Here is a 17,039-nt window from a genome sequence, read left to right on the forward strand (position 1 = left end):
TTAAAAGAAATCCACCCAGAACACAATTAACGGAAAATTCCCAGAACATGCCTGTCAATCCCCGCCAAATCCGGCACCGTGACGATTTCCTTCCAGTGCCCTGCACTCCGCAGAAGCTCTGCCACATCCTCGGCTTGGCCCATACCCAGCTCAAAAGCGATCAGCCGCGGCGGCGCTGACAGCAAGGGCAGCTGCGCCATCATGATCCGGTACGGATTCAATCCGTCCGGCCCGCCATCCAGTGCCGTGCGCGGCTCATAATCGCGGACTTCGGGCTGAAGTCCCTCAATATCCTCCGCCGGAATGTACGGCGGGTTGGAGACAAGGATGTCCGGGGCCATGCCGGCGAATGGCTCCAACAGGTTCCCTTGCCGAAACTCGACACAGGCGTTCAGCTGCTTCGCATTACGAGCAGCTACCTCCAGCGCATCCGGCGAAATATCGCTCGCCAGCAAATCCCATGCCGGCTCCTGCAATGCCAACGTAATGGCGATGGCCCCGCTACCCGTGCCGATATCAATGGCCTGTAGCCTTTCATACGATCGCGGAGTAAGCTCCCGTCCATACTTCAGCACCGCTTCCACGAGCAGCTCCGTTTCCGGACGCGGAATGAGAACCGCCGGCGTAACTTCAAACGGCCTGCCGTAAAATTCCTGTTCGCCGATAATATACTGTGCAGGAACGCCTTGGGCTTTGCGATTGATCGCTTCTTCCAGGGCGTAGCGGCGGTCCGCCGGAAACGGATCCGCGAGTGCCATATAATATGAGGTTCCCGACAATCCCAGCACATGCTCCAGCAGCAGCTGCGCATTCCGCTGCGGTTCCATTACCCGCAAGCCGTCTAAAAAAGAAGAAGCCTCCACAAAGGCTTCTCTTATGCTGCGCTGCGGCGTCAATTCAAATATCGTCCGCTTCAAAGCGTTATACTCCTTTTTCCATCAGTTCAGCCTGCTCCGCAAGGGTCAGCGCCGAAACGATCTCTTCAATCTCCCCGTTCATCACTTGATCCAGCTTGTGAACGGTAAGTCCGATCCGGTGATCGGTTACACGGCTTTGCGGGAAGTTGTACGTACGGATCCGCTCACTGCGGTCACCTGTACCTACTTTGCTCTTCCGCTCACCGGCATACTTCGCTTCTTCCTCTTGGCGCATCATATCAAAGATACGGGCACGAAGCACCTGCAGCGCCTTATCCTTATTGGAGTTCTGCGATTTGCCATCTTGGCACGTAGCCACAATCCCCGTCGGGATATGTGTTACGCGTACCGCCGACTTGGTGGTGTTAACGGACTGACCGCCTGCACCACTGGAGCAGAAGGTATCCACGCGGATATCCTTGTCATGGATTTCGATATCCACTTCTTCCGCCTCTGGCATGACCGCCACCGTAGAGGTGGATGTATGGATACGACCTCCGGATTCCGTAGCCGGAATACGCTGCACACGGTGCGCGCCGCTCTCAAATTTCATTTTGCTGTAGGCGCCGCGACCATTAATCATGAAGATGACTTCCTTGAAGCCACCCAGATCGTTCGTGTTGACGTCCATCAGTTCAACCTTCCAGCCCTGGGTATCCGCATAACGGGTATACATCCGGTACAGGTCGGAAGCAAACAGTGCCGCCTCGTCGCCGCCGGCTGCGCCACGAATCTCGATGATGACGTTCTTATCATCATTCGGGTCCTTCGGCAGCAGCAAGATCCGAATCTTCTCCGCCAGCTCGCGCTCACGCTGGGTAAGCTCTTCGATCTCCATTTTCACCATTTCGCGCATGTCGTCATCCAACTTTTCGCCCTGCATGGTTTTGGCAGCTTCGAGCTCTTCAATTACATTTTTATATTCAACATAAGCCTCATAAGCAGGCTGTAAATCGGATTGTTCTTTGGAATAATCCCTGAGCTTCTTGGAGTCATTAGCGACATCGGGGTCGCACAACAGCTCACTTAACTTCTCGTAACGGTCCGCAAGGGATTGTAATCGGTCCAACAAAGGAATTCACCTCTCTAAGATATATTCCTGAAGATATGCCTTTTTGCACTCCATTTCGCATCAACAATGAAGTGTAAACGACTTTTTATTTTACCATGAAACGACGTATTTGACTAGCAGGCAGTTGACCGGAAAGAAAGGATCTCTCCCTTCCTGTTTGGCTCCCATTCAGAGGGTGATCCACCTGTCGCAGGGAAAGTCCAGCACTCCTCAGCTCATCACTATGATATCTTCAAAAAAACCACGGTCCCATGCACAAAGTGACATGGAGCCATGGCCTTTGAATACTTCAATTCCTACACATTGAAACGGAAGTGCATCACATCGCCGTCATTCACAACGTACTCTTTGCCTTCCAGGCGAAGCTGTCCGCGTTCCTTCGCGCCGTTCATCGATCCGGCCGCAACCAGATCATCGTAAGCTACGACCTCAGCACGGATAAAGCCGCGTTCGAAGTCGGTATGAATCACGCCAGCCGCTTGCGGAGCCTTCGTTCCTTTACGGATCGTCCAGGCACGTACTTCCTGCACGCCTGCCGTAAAGTAGGTGTACAATCCCAGAAGACTGTAAGCCGCCTTGATCAGACGGTTCAAACCGGATTCCTCCAGCCCCAGCTCCTCAAGGAACATCGCTTTGTCCTCGCCCTCAAGCTCGGCAATCTCGGCTTCAACCTTCGCGCTGATCGGAACCACGAGTGCGTTCTCCGCAGCCGCGAAATCACGAACCTGCTGCACGAAAGGATTGCTGTCGGCTTCCGTAACGCCGTCTTCGCTCAGGTTAGCCGCGTATAGCACCGGCTTCAATGTCAGCAGGTGTAAATCACGAACAATCAGCTTCTCATCGTCGCTCAGTTCCACGCTGCGTGCCGGTTGATCGTTGTAAAGGGCTTCCTTCAGGCGCTCCAGCAGTTCTACTTCCTGAGCATACTGCTTATTGCCGCCCTTCATGTTCTTCTTCGCGCGATCGATCCGCTTCTCCACGCTGTCGAGATCCGCTAGGATCAGCTCGAGATTAATCGTCTGGATATCGCTGACCGGGTTCACTTTACCGTCAACGTGGGTAATGTTCTCGTCCTCAAAGCAGCGAACAACATGAACGATGGCATCCACTTCACGAATATGGGCAAGAAACTTGTTCCCAAGGCCTTCCCCTTTGCTCGCCCCGCGAACCAAGCCCGCGATGTCCACGAATTCAAAAGCGGTCGGTACCGTTTTGTTCGGCTGAACGAGTTCGGTCAGTTTGTTGAGGCGCTCATCCGGCACTTCCACAACACCGACGTTAGGATCAATCGTACAGAACGGATAGTTGGCCGATTCGGCGCCCGCTTGCGTGATCGCATTAAACAATGTTGATTTGCCGACGTTTGGCAAACCGACGATTCCTGCTTTTAAAGCCATTTATGTGACAACTCCTTATTAGGTTTACTTCTTTATTTATAAGTATTACACAGCTTTGGTTCTTATCGCCGAAGCTACGAATCGCCAGCTAAACAATCTTATTAATTATAGCAGATACCCGATAGACTTCAACACGAATATACTGCCATCGTTGAATGTGATCCGGGCCCATCACTCCGGCCATTTATGCACGAATCAGCCGGTTGGTAGACTTCAGCGCATCGATATTCCCTGCGCCGATTCCGAACATCGCCGTCCGCAGCTCCAACTCCACCTGGGCAAGCCGCTGATCCAGCGCTTCCACGGATTCGACCGCCGAGCCCAGGAGTCCACGCCCGAAGCCTGCCAGATCGGCGCCAAGCGAGAGCGCTTTAGCCGCATCAACGCCGCTCTGCAGCCCACCGCTGCCAATAAGCGCACAGGTTGGCGCAGCTTCGCGCACCTCCACGATACATTCCGCGGTAGGATTGCCCCAACCGGCGAAAGCCTCAGCCGCAGCGCGGCGAACCGGATCAGGGCTGCGAAATTTTTCAACCTGACTCCATGAAGTACCGCCCGCACCTGCCACGTCGATAAAGGCCGCCCCGATATTCAGCAGGCTCCGCGCCGTTTCACCATCGATTCCCCAGCCAACTTCTTTAATGCCAACCGGTACCGAAAGCGTACGGCACAGATCCTCAATTCGCCCAAGCAAACAGCCAAACCGGGTATTCCCTTCCGGCTGAAACACCTCTTGAAGTCCGTTTAGATGAAGAACCAGCATGTCGGCACCCGCGATATCCACCGCCCGCTGACAATCGTTAAGGCCAAAGCCATAGTTCAACTGCACCGCTCCAAGGTTAGCGATAACCGGCACGCTCGGCGCACTCTCCCGGACACGGAAAGTAGAAGCAAGCTCTTCCTTCTCCACCGCGGCCCGAACGGAGCCTACCCCAAGTGCCCAGCCGCGCCGCTGCGCGGCTTCAGCTAAACGTCTGTTGATCTCTCCGGTAGCCTTGCTTCCGCCAGTCATGGAGCTGATTAGAAATGGTGTCCGTACGGAAAAATCAAGAAATGTTGTGTCCAGCTTAATATCGTCAAAGTCAATTTCCGGCAGTGCGGAGTGACGGAAGCGGTAACGTTCAAAACCGGTGGTTACTCCTACAGAGCCTACTTCCTCATTCAAGCATAAGCGTACATGCTCTATTTTCCGCTCGCCCGTGGGCACTTCCGGCATCAGCCTGCCCTCAAGTTTTTCCGATCCTCTGCCTGAAATGGTTTCAGCAGGTTTATCCGCAGTTTCTTTATGTTCTGAATTCATCCCGTGCCTCCTTATCCACTTCACTCATCCCTTAAATAACTATATATAAGCATATCATTGGCACCACAGATTGTCCCAGCTCTGCATGATATGCACCTCTACAAACTAAAATATAAACTCGTTGTTCACCCATTCTTACGCATGTATTGAACTAACAAACCTCTCGACTATCATTCTACCCCGAGATCTTAGGAACAACCCGAAATCGAATACGATCCGAACTGCAGAAAATGGAGTGCGTCAGGACAGGTCATTCATGTTAATTAACGGTACAACAGTAGCGATAGGAGGATGGGCTATCTTGGGTTTCCGCCAATTATTTCATACGCGCACTTCAGAAAATCAAAATACACCTCGTGAAGGTACAAAGCTTGTACCAGGGAAACCTTCCAAAGGCTTCTGCATACGAAACACGATTTTGATTGGCCTGGCCCTTCTCATTCTCTGGCTTATCGGCGTGATGATTTATCAGACGCATAAGCCGCTGCCGAAGGGGATCTCTTATGAAAGCCCGCTCTACCAGAGCGACGTTAAAATGTGGATCGACCTGACCTATCCCGGACCGGACGGTCAACCGATACATGATCGCGAAATCGGACCACGCATCGGTCAAATTATCGATGAATCCCGGAAGTTCCTGGTGATCGATATGTTTCTGTTCAATGGCTACACCCATAAAGGTCAGATATTCCCTGAAGTCAGCGAAGAACTCACTCATCTTCTGGTTGCCCATAAGAAGAAATATCCCGACATGGATATCTTCTTTATTTCCGATGAAGTCAATACCGGATATGGCTCCTATTCGCTGCCGGAATTCGAGGCCATGAAAGCAGCCGGGATTCATGTAATTATAACCGATGTCAACCGGCTTCGAGATTCCACGCCCATCTATTCCGCTGTATGGCGAACGTTCTTCCAGTGGTTTGGCCAGTCGGGCAGAGGGACACTCCCCAATATGATGGCAAGCGAAGCACCCGATATTACGGTCCGCTCCTATCTGAAGCTGCTGAATGTGAAGGCCAATCACCGTAAAATTGTAATCAGCGAGAACACTGCGCTGGTCACTTCGGCCAACATCCATGACGCCAGCGCGTTCCATTCAAACATTGCCTTCGAAACGAGTGGGGACATCATCGGGGATATGCTTGCAGTTGAACAAGCCGCCGTTAACCTTACAAGCCGAATCAAACTGCCGGAATATGAGCCAGACTCCAAGCCACACATGCAACCTTCTGATCAAGCAAACGATGTCGATGTTCGTTATTTGACGGAAGGAAAAATCTATAAATATGTTCTGAAAGCCATAGAGCAATCACAGCCTGGGGACACGCTCTGGATGGGGATGTTCTATCTGGCCGACAGCAAAGTCATGGACCAGCTTCTTAAGGCCTCGGACCGCGGCGTTGATATCCGCCTCATTCTGGATCCGAACCAGAATGCCTTCGGCCGGGACAAGATCGGCATCCCTAACCGTCCGGCTGCCGCTGAGCTCATCCAAAAATCCAAGGGCAGCATCTCTGTTCGCTGGTACAACACCGGTACAGAGCAGTATCATACCAAACTCATGTACATTGCCAAACCGACAGGCAAGTCTGTGATTACCGGCGGGTCAACCAACTTCACCCAGCGGAATCTAGCCGATCTCAATTTGGAGAACAACTTGTGGATAGCCGCACCTAAGGATCATCCGCTTACCCGGGATCTGGACCGTTACTTTCATCGAATATGGCTCAACGAAGGCGCAGCCTTTAGTCTCGAAGCCGAGGCTTACCAAGGAAAAACGACATGGATGAAGGACATCCTGTTCAAACTGCAAAAATGGCTCGGTTTCACTACCTTTTAGAATTCTTTCAATATGATGTATGTACGCACATGAAGTGCCCGTATGTACCACGAGTTCCCCACCTCCACCGCATTACAGCAGAGGTGACATTAGCCGGGCGGCCGACTCCAGCAGCCGGGTCATGATTCTTTTTTTACGGGTATGATTTCGGTCGTACAGGATAGCGGATTCCTGGTCCTGCTCGAAGTCGGATACCAGCCTGCCTACGCTTTCCGTATGAACGAGTAAAGCATTAACCTCAAAATTAAGGTGGAAGCTCCGCATGTCCATGTTAGCCGTGCCAATGGTTGCGACCTCGCCGTCAACGATTAGCAGCTTCGAGTGCATAAACCCTTTTTCATATTCATACACCCTTACCCCGGCATCCAGCAGAGCCGGAAAATAGGAATGGGAAGCCAGGAAGGGAAGCCATTTGTCGGGTTTCGACGGAAACAGAATCCGTACATCAAGACCGGACAAGGCAGCAACCCTGAGCGCGGTGAATATGTCTTCATCCGGTATAAAATAAGGCGTAGCCAGCCATACCGACTTACGAGCCGACACAATCATGGAGAAGAAGATGTTCTTCAGGGCTCTTCGCTCATTGTCCGGTCCGCTTGCGATAATCTGGACGGCACCGGCACGGTTCTCCAGCAAATCCGGTGAATAATAGATGGGTTCACTCGGCTGCTCACCTGTCATGTACTGCCAATCCTGGAGAAAGATAACTTGGAGCGTTCTGACAGCCTCTCCGCGAACAAGCATGTGGGTATCGCGCCAGAAACCGAATGCCTTGCTGCGGCTTAAATACTCATCCCCTACATTCAATCCGCCAACGAATCCGACACTCCCGTCAATAACAACGATTTTGCGATGATTGCGGTAATTCACGCGGCTCGTGAAAAATATCGTTTTGGGACTGCCGAATACGGCGACCTGTACACCCGCATCTCGCATCTCTTGCAAAAAGGAAGGCGGCAGTTGCAAGCTGCCAACGGCGTCCACCATAAACCGAACGGCCACCCCCTCTTTCGCCTTCCGTATCAAAATTTCCTGGATCTGCGTTCCGATCGCATCCGGACGGTAAATGTAATATTCCATATGAATGTGATGCGCCGCTTGTTCCAGCTCCGCAATCAAGGCCGCAAAAGTCTCTTCCCCGTCGGTCAGCACCTTGGTATCGCTCGAGAAGGAAATCGGCGTGCGTGCAAGGCGGGTAGACAGCTGAAGGAGCTGCTGCACTTCGGGCTTAAAGCAGGAGATGTCTGGGGTGTTCTTCCGGAGCACTTCGCTGGTATATACCAGCACGTCCTTCCGCGCTTTTTTATCGTATTTTCTCCGCTTGAAATAGTTCTGTCCGAACAAAAAATAAAAGACAAGCCCTACGATAGGGACAAGCGCCAAGAGCAGAATCCAGGCCAACGTGCTGGTGGGATGGCGATTCTCCATAAAAATCATGAATCCGATGGATACTACGGTCAGCGTAGAGAATATCCCGATAATGGTCCCCGTCGTTTTCCCGAAATAATCCATGCCAAAATAATAAAACGCGAACAAAAGCGCGGTAATCAGTACAGCCTCTATTCCCTTTCTCATATCGTTTACCCCTTGTTCTTCATCGTTTCTGTCTCTATGTATGTACGATGCTGGTCACACCATATTCTACATGATCTCCCCCAGGAACTAAAGACTGTTCTCCTTGAGCCGACAAGGCCAGATGCCCAAAAATAAAATATTGACAATGCGAACGCCATTTGTTAAAAATATAACTAACGATCGTTAGTTAGGAGGAATCTTATGAGTGCCGTCGACATTAAACAATCCGCTCTTGCCCACTTTGCCAAAAACGGTTACGAAGGGGCATCGTTAAAACATATTGCTGACGACTGCGGAATCAAAAAACCGTCGATTTATGCCCATTTTTCCAGCAAAAAAGATTTGTTTCTGCAGGTGCTTCAGGACGTATTCCAGCGCCAAGAGGACTTAATGGTAGGCTATTTTCTCGACCATGCGGATTGGCCGCTGGAGCAGCAGCTGCACGGATTTCTTGAAAACCGTCTCCAAGCTTATCGTATGGATGATGAAGTGCGGTTCTTCATGCGAATGGCCTTCTTTCCGCCAAGCACGCTGTATGACGAAGTAATGGCGATGGTGTATCCGCTGCTGGATCAACAGGAGCAGAACTTGTCGAGGCTGCTTGCCGCGGGTTGTCCGAAGCATGGACGTATCATCCGTCATCCGCGCGATGCGGCGATTGCCTTTATGACCTTGGTGGACGGAATCCATCTGGAAACCGTATACGGCGGGGAAGAGCGGGCCCAAAGACGTCTTGCCGCCGCCTGGCCTGTGTATTGGTTAGGGGTAACGAAGCAAAGATATAACCAGAAGAGTTAATGTTTCCTGTTCTACGCATGATAAAGAGACTTAAGGAGAATAGGAATCGGTAACCATGAGGGGTAACTGTTGTTTTCATAAAAGGAGTGACAATCATAATGAATCGCAACTGGATTTTTGTGCTGCTTGCTGGGTTAGTCGAAGTGATATGGGTTATGGGTTTGAAGCATTCGTCCAACATCTGGGAATGGCTTGGAACCGTAGCCGCCATTGCAGTCAGCTTCTATCTTATTATCGAGGCAGCCAAACGGCTGCCGGTCGGAACGGTGTATGCCGTCTTCACGGGAATCGGTACAGCCGGAACGGTGGCTTCCGAAATGCTGTTCTTCGGAGAACCGTTTAAAGTGCTCAAGGTGCTTCTGATCTGCGTGCTGTTGGCAGGTGTGGTCGGACTCAAACTGATTACCAGCGATCATGCAGAACCGGAGGTGAGCAAGTAATGGCCTGGGTTGCTCTTGTATTTGCCGGATTATTTGAAATCGGTGGCGTTATCGGTATCAAAGGCGTGTCGGAACGTAAGGGATGGCGCTATGTACTGATTTTGGCCTTATCTTTTGCCGCCAGTTTCTCCCTTCTTTCTTATGCCATGACCGTACTGCCTATGGGTACCGCTTATGCCATCTGGACGGGAATTGGAACGGCGGGCGGCGCGATCACCGGGATGTTCCTGTTCGGGGAACCCAAGGAGTGGCGGCGGGTGCTGTTTATTGCCATGATTCTGTGCTCGGCTGTCGGTCTGAAATTGATCAGTTAAATAATTTCAACAAATTTCATATGTTTTCAGAACCCATGAAAAGGGACGACCGTAGTAAAGTTGAAACGGTCGTTCTTTTTCATATATAATAATTCTTGACCTTATGGTCAATCCAAGAACCGAAAAGTTCTCAAGCGAGGTGAGCTATTAATTGGCTGATAAAACGGCAGAAAAACGACAGCAAATTCTCATCACTGCGATGCAGCTGTTTTCCGCGAAGGGCTCTTCGGTTACCTCCATGCAGGAAATCGCCGAAGTATGCGGGATGTCGAAAGGCAGCCTCTATCTTCATTTCAAGTCCAAAGAGGAACTGGAAAAGAGCATTTTCGAGCATATCGCAAGCCGGATTAAAGACGAGATTCTCCGGGTCGACCACGATCCGCTGCTTGCGCCCAAGGAGCAGCTGCGCAAGCAGACGGAAGTGCTTTTGATCCATTTTCTGGAGATCCGGGAATTTCTCCTGAAGCAGTTCCATGATCAGATGCCGGGGAAACCGCCCTTTGACAAGGAAAACATGGAGCAGGAAATGCTCGTTGCATTGCAGTGGTTTAACAATAAGCTTAAAACCATTTATGGACCGGACGTGGAGCCGTATACGATTGAGATCGGCATGTTTATGGCCAGCATGCTGGGCTCGTATATCCGTTTCCTGTTCATGCCGGGATTCCATTTGAATGTGGGAATCACGGCAGATCACCAGATCCAGCTGCTCGATGATATCGTAGCTAGCATTCTGCGCAGACGGCCCGAGCCCTTGATTCCGATGGAGGCGGTTGGGCAATTGGGCCAATTATGCCAGACCGACATCGGCACGACGCGTCACCCGCTCATCGTCATTAAGGCAATGAAGAACGAGCTCAAGAAGATTCAGGTGGAGCCGGATGTCCGGGAAGATGCAATGGAGTCGCTCAATATTATGGAGAAGGAAATGCTTGCACTCCAGCCCAGCCGGGCCGTTCTGAAAGGAATGCTTGCTAACCTGGAGGGGATCGAGGACCTTGAAGCATTGTTTACGGAGCTCAAGGGCACCATCGTTACTGTGCTTGAAAGCTATCTTACGCCCGGTGGAATTATGCAAGGAAATGAGTCCAAGTTAGAGACATAGAGTTCTGGAGAGGAGAGAGAATCGCCTAATGAAAGGAATTATCAATTTCTCGCTGCGCAACAAGTTTGCGATCTGGCTGCTGACCATCATCGTCAGCTTCGGAGGATTATACAGCGGACTGACGATGAAGCAAGAAACCATTCCGGATATTAACGTCCCGTTCTTAAGTGTTACCGCGATCTATCCGGGTGCAGCTCCTGAAGGTGTTGTGGAGGATGTTACCAAACCGCTCGAGACGAGACTCCGCAATATTGACGGCGTCAAAACCGTAACCTCCACTTCCATGGAGAATGCAGCCAATGTCATGGTTGAGTTTGATTATGGTAGTGATCTGGACAACGCTACGGCTGCTGTTCGTGAAGCCATTAACGAGGTAAAGCTGCCTGATGACGCCCAGAAACCTACCATATCCAAATTCAGCATGAGCTCCATGCCGGTTGTCTCCCTAAGTATTGCGAACAAAGACAATATGGCATTGGATGAATTGACACGCATCACAGAGAACGACATCGTTCCGGAGCTGGAGGATTTGGACGGAGTTGCTTCCATCCAGGTAGCCGGACAGTTCGTGAACGAGGTACAGCTAAAGTTTAATCAGGACAAACTGAACGAGCTTGGCCTGACGGAGGATACCGTCAAAGGAATCGTGCAGGGTTCAGCGCTGTACGTTCCGCTCGGCATGTTCGAAATGGAAAAATCGCAGAAGGCCGTTGCTATTGATGGCGGCATCATCGGCATTGACGATCTGAAAAATATCGCCATTCCGGTTATTCCGGGTAGCGGCGGTGCAGATGCATCTGCCGGAGCTGGTGCTCCGAATGCCGGGACAGTTCAACAACCATCGCAGCAGCCTTCCGGTAATGCAGCTGGGGCAGGCCAACAAGGCGCTCCTGGAGCCGGTGCGGCTGCTGGCGGACCAAGCGGTGCTCCTGCCGTTCCGACCGGCATTCCAACAGTGAAACTCAGCGAGATTGCCAAGATTGAAGTTATCGGAACCTCGGAATCCATCTCCCGCACCAACGGGAAGGAATCGATCGGTATCCAAATCGTGAAAGCCAACGACGCCAATACGGTTGATGTTGTCAATCAGGTGAAAGACAAGGCCGAAGAATTGAGAGGCCTCTATCCTGGCATGGATCTGACAATCATGCTGGACCAAGGCAAGCCGATTGAAGACTCTGTTCATACGATGCTCTCCAAGGCATTATTCGGCGCACTGTTCGCCGTTCTGATCATTATGATCTTCCTGCGCAACATCCGTTCGACGATTATATCGATCATTTCGATCCCATTGTCCTTGCTGATTGCGGTTCTGTGCCTGAGACAAATGGATATCACCTTGAATATGATGTCGCTCGGTGCCATGACCGTTGCTATCGGCCGGGTTGTCGATGATTCGATCGTCGTTATCGAGAATATCTACCGGCGCATGTCCCTCTCGACCGAGAAGTTGACAGGCCGAGAGCTCATTAGTGCCGCTACACGTGAAATGTTTGTACCGATCATGTCCTCCACCATCGTAACCATCGCGGTATTCCTGCCGCTTACCCTGGTTAGCGGTATGGTCGGAGAGCTGTTCATGCCATTTGCATTGACGATGGTCTTTGCACTGCTCGCTTCCCTGGTCGTGGCGGTCACACTCGTACCCGCTATGGCGCACAGTCTGTTCCGCAAAGGCTTAAAGAACAAAAATGATCATGCAGAGAAACCTGGCGCAATGGCCCGCGGGTATCGTTCCATTCTGAAATGGACGCTGAATCACAAAGCCATTACATTCCTGGCAGCCATCGTGTTATTGGCAGGAAGCTTGTTCCTGACGAAGTACCTTGGAGTTAGCTTTATTCCTGAACAGGAAGACAAATATGCAATGGTCACTTATTCTCCTGAACCTGGCGTCATGCTGGAGGATGTAGAGGAACGCGCATTAAAAGCGGAGAAATTGATCCTGGATCAGCCTGGAGTGCAAACGATGCAGTACTCCATCGGCGGAAGCAATCCGCTTGGTATGGGATCAGCCAATTCCGGATTGTTCTATATTATGTATGACCCGGACACAAAAAACTTTGAAGATGTCAAAAAAGCGCTTGTCGAGGATCTTGCCAAGGAAGTACCGGATGGCACTTGGTCCAATATGGACATGGCGGCCGGCGGCTTTGGCGGCAGCCAGTTAACGGTTAACGTCTTTGGCGACTCTCTGGAGCAGATCAAGCCGGTGGCTGATCAAATCGCAGAACTCGCAAACAAGGATACCGCTACCTTCGACAATGCAAAGACCAGCTTGTCGGAAGCGTTCGAGCAGTATACGCTGGTTGCCGACCAAGAGAAGCTGAGCTCCCTTGGCCTGACAGCCGGACAATTGGCAATGAAGCTGTCTCCGGTACGGGAACGTCCGGTTTTGACCGAAGTCAAAATTGAGGACAAGACCTACAATGTTTACATTGAGACGGACAGCAAAACCTATAAGAGTATAAAGGAAATCGAGAACGAAACCGTCACCTCCCCACTCGGTATCGAAGTACCGATCAAGGATGTGGCCAAGGTGGAAAAAGGAACGACTCCAGACTCCATTATGCGCATCGACGGGAAAATGGTTGTGACCGTCACAGCCGACATCCTGTCCAGCGATGTAGGATCGGCCTCCACCAACCTGGAGACTGAAGTGAATAAGCTTGAGCTTCCAGACGGCGTATCCGTCCAATTCGGAGGCGTCACCGAGCAAATCAACGAAACCTTCGGACAGCTTGGACTCGCCATGCTGGCAGCCATCGCGATTGTATACTTTGTGCTTGTGGTTACATTCGGTGGCGGTCTCGCACCGTTCGCCATCCTGTTCTCGCTGCCGTTCATTGTCATCGGAGCCATTATCGGCTTGCTCGTCACAGGCGAGACATTGAATGTGTCTGCACTCATGGGCGTACTCATGCTGATCGGTATCGTCGTGACCAATGCGATTGTATTGATCGACCGCGTAATCCATATGGAGCGCGAAGGAATGAGCACACGCGAAGCCCTGCTTGAAGCCGGCGCTACTCGTCTTCGTCCAATCCTGATGACGGCACTCGCAACAATCGGCGCTCTTCTGCCTCTCGTATTCGGTTGGGAGAGCAGCGCAGGCATCATCTCGAAAGGTCTCGGCATTACGGTTATCGGCGGTCTGATCAGTTCGACGCTGCTCACGCTCGTGGTGGTACCTATCGTGTACGAGTTCCTGATGAAGTTCAGCAAGAAAAGAATCGAAGATTAAGTAGAACAGCAAAGCCCCGGTTTCCTAGAATAGGAGATCGGGGCTTTTTTTTGATGACTATGATGTTGACGACTATGATGTTGTCTTGCTCGCTAATGTACCAGCACAGCCTCCCTGGAATGCTTCCACGTCTTCAGCATGCTCAGATCCTGTGCAAGGAATTCCTCCAGCAGACTGAATAACGACTGATAAAGCGGACTTTCCGTGGATCCTTTCAGATCCTTGCAGAGGGACGGCACCCATGACAACAGATGCTCCTCCAGAAACTTCTCTTGAACCTCCATCAATTGCAGCATGCTATGTTCACAATACGTATTGTTCAGCATACGGTCATGAAGTAGTGTCATAAATTCCAGTTCAATGGCTATATGATCGTCCGCTTCCCCGTGCAGTTTATTAAAGGCAATACCGACGGATGCATAACAATCGGCTAAATCCTGAGCGCATCCATCCTTCGTATAATGAGACTCTGCTGCCTGACGCTGTTTGGACTGCTGAAGCAATCGGCGGTATTCCGCCCCTTCATATTCGCAAATCCGAACCAATTCCTCAGGTGAGCGTCCACATAAATATGTCATCAGTTCCGTACCGGCCTTCGAACACTCCGCAGCCTTGCTAATTCCACTTCCGCGGCTCCATTCCGCAATCATAGACAAGCTGGGCCAATTGCCCAAAAAATCAATCAGCAGCTCGTAGACCGTCCCCCGGTTTTCAAGCCATCTGTGACAGACGTCAGGCACCTCCAAAGTTTGAACAGGTGATATCGCCATATCGAACCTCCTATTGGTAACCTTTCTTGTTGGATGTGATATCCTTGACAGTATATCTTAGATGAACGCCTAATGAAAGCAGCTAGAAATGATTTCCGAAAATTTCGGAAAAATCAGGAAACTTTCGGAAATCTAGAATGTCACTACTCGCTTTCAAGGGGAGAAAGCTTTTGTTCACAGCTTCAATATAATGGATCCCGAAAGCGTTTACTGTGATTCTTCTCACAAAAGAATGCCCGTTTTGCCGCTGCTTGTCCTGCCGTCATGACCCAAACGGCGCATTGACTCCCGTTCGGGGAATGGCTACAATGTGACCATGCATGCTATAAAGGGGGATTTCCATGATCGAACCGCTTAAAGATTCTTTCGGTCGGGTCCATGATTATATTCGCATCTCGGTGACGGATCGATGCAATCTTCGTTGTGTCTATTGTATGCCGGAAGAAGGAATGGAATTCCAGCCTCATGATCAGATTATGAGCTATGAAGAGATCGCAGCGATCGTGCGCGTCCTTGCCCCTATGGGCGTCTCCAAAGTACGCCTTACCGGCGGGGAACCGCTGGTGCGCAAGGATCTGGAATCCTTGGTCCATATGATTGCTTCCATTGAAGGAATTCAAGATATATCGCTTACCACCAACGGGATCATGCTCCCATCCAAAGCTCGTCTGCTTAAGGAAGCGGGACTCACTCGTATCAACATCAGCCTGGATTCGCTTCATGAGGAGCGTTACGCGCGCATTACGCGCGGCGGACGGGTGCATAAAGTGCTGGAAGGCATTGAAGCCGCTTATGAAGCCGGCCTGGATCCGATCAAACTGAACATGGTGTTAATGAAGGGCTTCAACGAAGACGAAATTCGCGACTTTATCGCTCTAACGCTCGATCGTCCCCTCCATGTCCGCTTTATTGAATATATGCCGATCGGCCAAGCATCCGATGCCTGGCGAGATTCGTATCTGCCGCTGAGCCGGGTATCCGAAGTGTGCCAGGAGGCGGGGTGGACCATTCAAGAAGAGCAGGGACCATCCGGCAATGGGCCTTCACGCAACATGAAGGTGGTTGGAGCTACAGGAACCTTCGGTCTGATCCATCCGGTCAGCGATCATTTCTGCGATTCCTGCAACCGCCTCAGGCTGACGGCGGACGGCCACATCAAGGCTTGTCTATACTGGTCCGACGAATTTAACGTGCGCTGTGTCGTCGATGATCCTTCCGCGGTGGCGAACCTGTTCCGCAAAGCGCTGGGCGATAAACCGCTGAATCATGAAATGGCGCTCGCGCTCGAGAAAAAGGCACAAAACCATACTCCCACCGTCCGGCGCATGTCGCAGATCGGCGGATAAACCCGTCTGCTGCGCGTATACTGCCGATGGCAGATTTATTATCGCTAGCGCGCAGTTATATATTAAAATTCCCCGCCAAGCATTTAGTTGGCGGGATTATTTTTTTAGGATGAGTACCGGTTTCAACGGCCTTTGCACCTTGATGCTGCTATAAAACTCTACTATCTATCCTCAGACAAGTCGGAATTCAGCAGGCCGCCTGCTGCCTCATATTCCCCAGGCGTGTTCATATTAAATAAAATCCTGCGCGGATCAAGGCCCGTCATTGCCTCTAATTGCTCCTCGTGCACAAAGACGGCATTCAGCTCCTGCACCCATTCCACCATGCGCAGTTGTCCCTTGATCAGCCTGTGCTCAAGGACTTCTACGGTTTCTTTGCGATATGCCGCCAGCAGCGGATGCATCCTGCCCTCTACCACGGGGATTACAGCGTCGGCTGCGTACTGCTTGTTCGCCAGATCCAGCAGTCCCCGAAGGAAACGCTCATGGATATAAGGCATGTCACACGCAGCAACCATATTCCATGTGCTTTGGGATGACTTGAGCGCTGCATGAAGTCCCGCCATCGGTCCTTGCCCGACATAGAGATCGGGAATGCACTCCAATTCAAGAAATTGATAAGCGGCCGGGACATTCGTGGATAGGATTACCCGTCCGCTAACTTTGTCAAGCACCTGGACCGTTCGCTCGATCAAACTCATTCCCTCCATAGGCAACAGCGCCTTGTTTCTCCCCATTCTCCGGGAGGCTCCACCTGCAAGCACGATACCTGTCACCTGATCTGGCGAAAGGCCAACATCTAGGGAGTGATCGCTCATATGTTCTACCCGCCTTTCTTACACGTTGTAAAAAAAGTTGATTCAGTTTACAGGTTAATAACCAGAATAATGGAAAATCATTTAAAAGATGGTTTGTATC

Annotated in this window: 14 protein-coding genes; 7 read left to right on the forward strand and 7 right to left on the reverse strand. The window is 51.1% G+C overall.

The window, feature by feature from the left end; translation table 11 throughout:
• Positions 1–26 precede the first annotated feature (26 nt).
• From prmC to fni, 4 genes are all read right to left on the reverse strand, one after another.
• Positions 27–917 carry a peptide chain release factor N(5)-glutamine methyltransferase gene (gene prmC, locus AB4124_RS12845; RefSeq protein ID WP_430109253.1) on the reverse strand — a complete coding sequence of 297 codons (891 nt, stop codon included), beginning with the start codon at positions 915–917 and terminating at the stop codon, positions 27–29.
• Between the two features lie 4 nt (positions 918–921).
• The gene (gene prfA, locus AB4124_RS12850; protein ID WP_076323964.1) at positions 922–1,989 is read right to left on the reverse strand and encodes a peptide chain release factor 1; all 1,068 of its coding nucleotides are present in this window, start codon (positions 1,987–1,989) and stop codon (positions 922–924) included.
• A gap of 296 nt (positions 1,990–2,285) precedes the next feature.
• Positions 2,286–3,386 carry a redox-regulated ATPase YchF gene (gene ychF, locus AB4124_RS12855; protein ID WP_076323963.1) on the reverse strand — a complete coding sequence of 367 codons (1,101 nt, stop codon included), beginning with the start codon at positions 3,384–3,386 and terminating at the stop codon, positions 2,286–2,288.
• Between the two features lie 184 nt (positions 3,387–3,570).
• The gene (fni, locus tag AB4124_RS12860; RefSeq protein ID WP_076323962.1) at positions 3,571–4,686 is read right to left on the reverse strand and encodes a type 2 isopentenyl-diphosphate Delta-isomerase; all 1,116 of its coding nucleotides are present in this window, start codon (positions 4,684–4,686) and stop codon (positions 3,571–3,573) included.
• 301 nt (positions 4,687–4,987) lie between these two features.
• Here fni and AB4124_RS12865 point away from each other — a divergent pair, with 301 nt between their 5' ends.
• Entirely contained in the window at positions 4,988–6,529 is a 1,542-nt protein-coding gene (locus AB4124_RS12865; protein ID WP_441973104.1) for a phospholipase D family protein, read from the forward strand.
• 72 nt (positions 6,530–6,601) lie between these two features.
• On the opposite strand, the gene cls is transcribed toward AB4124_RS12865, so the two are convergent.
• Complete coding sequence (gene cls, locus AB4124_RS12870) at positions 6,602–8,104, reverse strand: cardiolipin synthase (protein ID WP_339268520.1); 1,503 nt, start codon at positions 8,102–8,104, stop codon at positions 6,602–6,604.
• 201 nt (positions 8,105–8,305) lie between these two features.
• Between cls and AB4124_RS12875 the strand changes: the two genes are divergently transcribed.
• The 5 genes from AB4124_RS12875 to AB4124_RS12895 all read left to right on the forward strand — a co-directional run bounded on the left by AB4124_RS12875 (position 8,306) and on the right by AB4124_RS12895 (position 14,005).
• On the forward strand, positions 8,306–8,902 hold the full coding sequence (locus tag AB4124_RS12875) for a TetR/AcrR family transcriptional regulator (protein WP_441973105.1): 597 nt from the start codon (positions 8,306–8,308) through the stop codon (positions 8,900–8,902).
• Between the two features lie 98 nt (positions 8,903–9,000).
• Complete coding sequence (locus AB4124_RS12880; RefSeq protein WP_430109242.1) at positions 9,001–9,342, forward strand: DMT family transporter; 342 nt, start codon at positions 9,001–9,003, stop codon at positions 9,340–9,342.
• Positions 9,342–9,656: a DMT family transporter gene (locus tag AB4124_RS12885; protein ID WP_076323958.1), complete on the forward strand. Its 315-nt coding sequence runs from the start codon at positions 9,342–9,344 to the stop codon at positions 9,654–9,656. The genes AB4124_RS12880 and AB4124_RS12885 overlap by 1 nt, the downstream gene beginning before the upstream one ends.
• Positions 9,657–9,807: 151 nt before the next feature.
• Entirely contained in the window at positions 9,808–10,761 is a 954-nt protein-coding gene (locus AB4124_RS12890) for a TetR/AcrR family transcriptional regulator (RefSeq protein ID WP_430202472.1), read from the forward strand.
• Between the two features lie 28 nt (positions 10,762–10,789).
• Entirely contained in the window at positions 10,790–14,005 is a 3,216-nt protein-coding gene (locus AB4124_RS12895; protein WP_441973106.1) for an efflux RND transporter permease subunit, read from the forward strand.
• Positions 14,006–14,097: 92 nt separating this feature from the next.
• Here the strand turns inward: AB4124_RS12895 and AB4124_RS12900 are convergent, their stop codons facing one another.
• A complete protein-coding gene (locus AB4124_RS12900; protein WP_076323955.1) occupies positions 14,098–14,775 on the reverse strand; it encodes a TorD/DmsD family molecular chaperone in 678 nt (225 codons plus the stop codon).
• Between the two features lie 341 nt (positions 14,776–15,116).
• On the opposite strand from AB4124_RS12900, the gene moaA reads away from it, so the two are divergent.
• The gene (moaA, locus tag AB4124_RS12905; RefSeq protein WP_441973107.1) at positions 15,117–16,121 is read left to right on the forward strand and encodes a GTP 3',8-cyclase MoaA; all 1,005 of its coding nucleotides are present in this window, start codon (positions 15,117–15,119) and stop codon (positions 16,119–16,121) included.
• Between the two features lie 161 nt (positions 16,122–16,282).
• On the opposite strand, the gene mobA is transcribed toward moaA, so the two are convergent.
• On the reverse strand, positions 16,283–16,939 hold the full coding sequence (mobA, locus tag AB4124_RS12910; protein ID WP_076323953.1) for a molybdenum cofactor guanylyltransferase: 657 nt from the start codon (positions 16,937–16,939) through the stop codon (positions 16,283–16,285).
• Between the last annotated feature and the right edge of the window lie 100 nt (positions 16,940–17,039).

The organism is Paenibacillus sp. 2KB_20 (genome assembly GCF_052115765.1).
In the GTDB taxonomy this organism is placed as follows: domain Bacteria; phylum Bacillota; class Bacilli; order Paenibacillales; family Paenibacillaceae; genus Paenibacillus_AQ.

Coding starts and splice junctions, on each gene's coding strand:
- ychF (WP_076323963.1), bottom strand. CDS start 3,386: ATGGCTTTAAAAGCAGGAATCGTCGGTTTGCCAAACGTCGGCAAATCA.
- fni (WP_076323962.1), bottom strand. CDS start 4,686: ATGAATTCAGAACATAAAGAAACTGCGGATAAACCTGCTGAAACCATT.
- cls (WP_339268520.1), bottom strand. CDS start 8,104: ATGAGAAAGGGAATAGAGGCTGTACTGATTACCGCGCTTTTGTTCGCG.
- AB4124_RS12875 (WP_441973105.1), top strand. CDS start 8,306: ATGAGTGCCGTCGACATTAAACAATCCGCTCTTGCCCACTTTGCCAAA.
- AB4124_RS12880 (WP_430109242.1), top strand. CDS start 9,001: ATGAATCGCAACTGGATTTTTGTGCTGCTTGCTGGGTTAGTCGAAGTG.
- AB4124_RS12885 (WP_076323958.1), top strand. CDS start 9,342: ATGGCCTGGGTTGCTCTTGTATTTGCCGGATTATTTGAAATCGGTGGC.
- AB4124_RS12895 (WP_441973106.1), top strand. CDS start 10,790: ATGAAAGGAATTATCAATTTCTCGCTGCGCAACAAGTTTGCGATCTGG.
- AB4124_RS12900 (WP_076323955.1), bottom strand. CDS start 14,775: ATGGCGATATCACCTGTTCAAACTTTGGAGGTGCCTGACGTCTGTCAC.
- moaA (WP_441973107.1), top strand. CDS start 15,117: ATGATCGAACCGCTTAAAGATTCTTTCGGTCGGGTCCATGATTATATT.
- mobA (WP_076323953.1), bottom strand. CDS start 16,939: ATGAGCGATCACTCCCTAGATGTTGGCCTTTCGCCAGATCAGGTGACA.